The sequence below is a fragment of the Pseudonocardia nigra genome (genome assembly GCF_019396355.1).
In the GTDB taxonomy this organism is placed as follows: domain Bacteria; phylum Actinomycetota; class Actinomycetes; order Mycobacteriales; family Pseudonocardiaceae; genus Pseudonocardia; species Pseudonocardia nigra.
Genome location: NZ_JAHKRK010000414.1, coordinates 1 through 2215 on the forward strand (window position 1 = coordinate 1; position 2215 = coordinate 2215).

Annotated in this window: 1 protein-coding gene; it reads right to left on the minus strand. The window is 69.8% G+C overall.

Annotated elements, in window-relative coordinates:
• Window positions 1-759: 759 nt before the first annotated feature.
• The coding region (locus KME75_RS41100) for an AAA family ATPase (RefSeq protein WP_219420394.1) at window positions 760-2215 on the minus strand (1456 nt) is incomplete at its 5' end.

A 2215-nucleotide genomic window follows, 5' to 3' on the forward strand; every position in this document is an offset into this window, starting at 1 on the left:
GGTCAAGGCCATCACCGCGTTCATCGATGGCTGGAACGAACGCTGCGAACCATTCGTCTGGACCAAGGACGCCGACACGATCATCGCAAAAGCGCACCGTAAATCTACTTCCGGCACGTGACACTAGTGGCTGCTCAGATGCAGCCCTCAGGGATGAGCGTCCCTGCTGGGCGTGTCCCGAGACGTGGCTGACCGTGAGCGAGCCGTGGCCCATCGGCCAAGCCTCCGGCCCCGGCGATGCTCTGTTGCACCGGCTGCCAGGCAGCTGTGGACAATTGATGGCTCGGATTGGCAGGGCGTCGTGGTCAACCCGTTGTCCGGCCTGTGGTCGCTGCCCGGTTCGTGGCTAAGCCCTCCGCTGCAAGTCGGTCCGCAGCCACAACACGACCGGCGGCGAAGGCTTCGGCGCGGTAACAAGCGACCGTTTCCATGATCATCCGTAGTCCACATCGCCGGGCACTTCACCGGCAGGTGTCCATCGGCCGATTGGTGACCTCGTCGCGTGCCAACTGGCGTCTCACGCTGTTGTGCCGAAGCTTCTCGCCCTGGCGGGTGAGGTTTCAGGATCGGGTGTACGCCGCACTGGTTGTTGGCCGCCGCTGAGGGTGCAGACGTAGCCGCCATTGACGGTGCAGATGTCGTTGGCGTGCCGAGGCCCCGTCGGCTGGGTGCCGGACGGGGCTTGGTCGGCGTGGTGGCGCCCTGGTCGTCAGGTTGCCGGTCGTTGACGAGCGGTTCGTCGTCGGGTTGCCGGAGTGGTCATTCGGCGGTGACCTCGGCGACCGCGGCGCGGGTGGATGACTCGTCGACGATGGCCTTGTCCGCGGCGAAGGCCGCGACGAGTGCTTGCAGGGCGACGTTGTTGACCGCGCGGGGGTAGCCGCGGGCGGTCTGGTGGATCAGCGCGACGGCGTCGTCGGAGAACAGCGGGTCGGACCGGCCGGCGAGGGACAGGTGGTGGCGCAGGTAGCTGAGGGTCTCCTCGCCGGTCATCGGGGGCATCGCGTAGCGCAGCCCGATCCGCTGGTCCAGCGCGGCGAGGACGCCGAGTTTCATCTTGCGCCGCAGCGTCGGTTGGCCGACCAGTAGGCAGGCGAACGGGCTGCTGGAGTCCATGTCGTGGTTGGTGAGCATCCGGACGGACTCGAGCTGGTCATGATCGAGCAGGTGCGCTTCGTCGATCACCAGGACGGGGGTGCGGCCGCGTTCGACCTGCTCGACCGCGAGCGCGTCGACGGTCTGCGGGACCAGGGTGGCGCGATGGTTGAGCGGGCGCTGCCCGAGCGCGGCGACGATCTGGTGGTGGATCCCGCGGACCCCGACCGTCGGGTTCGGCAGGTAGATGATGGTGTGCCGGGTCGGGTCGAGGGCGTGCAGGGCGGCGCGGACGGCGACGGTCTTCCCGGCGCCGACCTCGCCGGTGATGACCCCGATGCGGTGCTCGGCCACGCACCAGCCGATCCGGGCGACGGCTTCGCCGTGGCTGGTGTGGCGGTGCAGCATGCCGGGGGCCAGGTCGCGCCCGAACGGGGTGCGGGTGAACCCGAAGAATCCCTGCAGTCGGTCGATCACGCCGATACCTCCTCGCCGGAACGGCCGCCGAGCTGGACGTCGGGCTGGACGTCGGGCTGGACGTCGGGCTGGGTGTCGAGTTCGACGGCGCGTGCGTCGTCGAGGAGGTCGAGCTGAGCGGGCAGCTCGCCGCCGCTGCTGCTGGTGAGGGCGGTGCTGGTGAGGGCGGCGTAGTTGACGCCGTGGGCGAGTTCGGCGCTGGTGGGCGGTGTCGATTAGGCGGGCGTACTCGATCCCGGTCGCGGTCGGCGGCGCGGGTGGGGTCTCCGGGCGGGCCTTGACGTGGGCGTGGCGTGTGATGCGGTGCGGGAGGGCGGCCCCGGCGGGGACGCCGCGGTGTCGGACCTCGATCCGGGTCAGGTCGAACGGGTCGAACACCAGCTCGACCCGGCGCCCGGCCAGGACGGGGTCGACCTGGTAGGTGTTGCCCTGCAGGGAGACGAGCGCGGTCTTGGAGACGGTGCGGTGCGCTTCCCAGCAGAACGCCTCGGCCAGCGCGTCCGGCGTGGGCAGCCCGAACGGGCCGCTGGCCTGCCAGCGGGCCAGGGGTGGGGCGTCGGTCTCGGAGTGAACACGGCGGTGATAGACCTGCTCGACCCAGGCGGTGAACAGCCGGTTCAGCCCGTCCAGGTCAGCGACATGG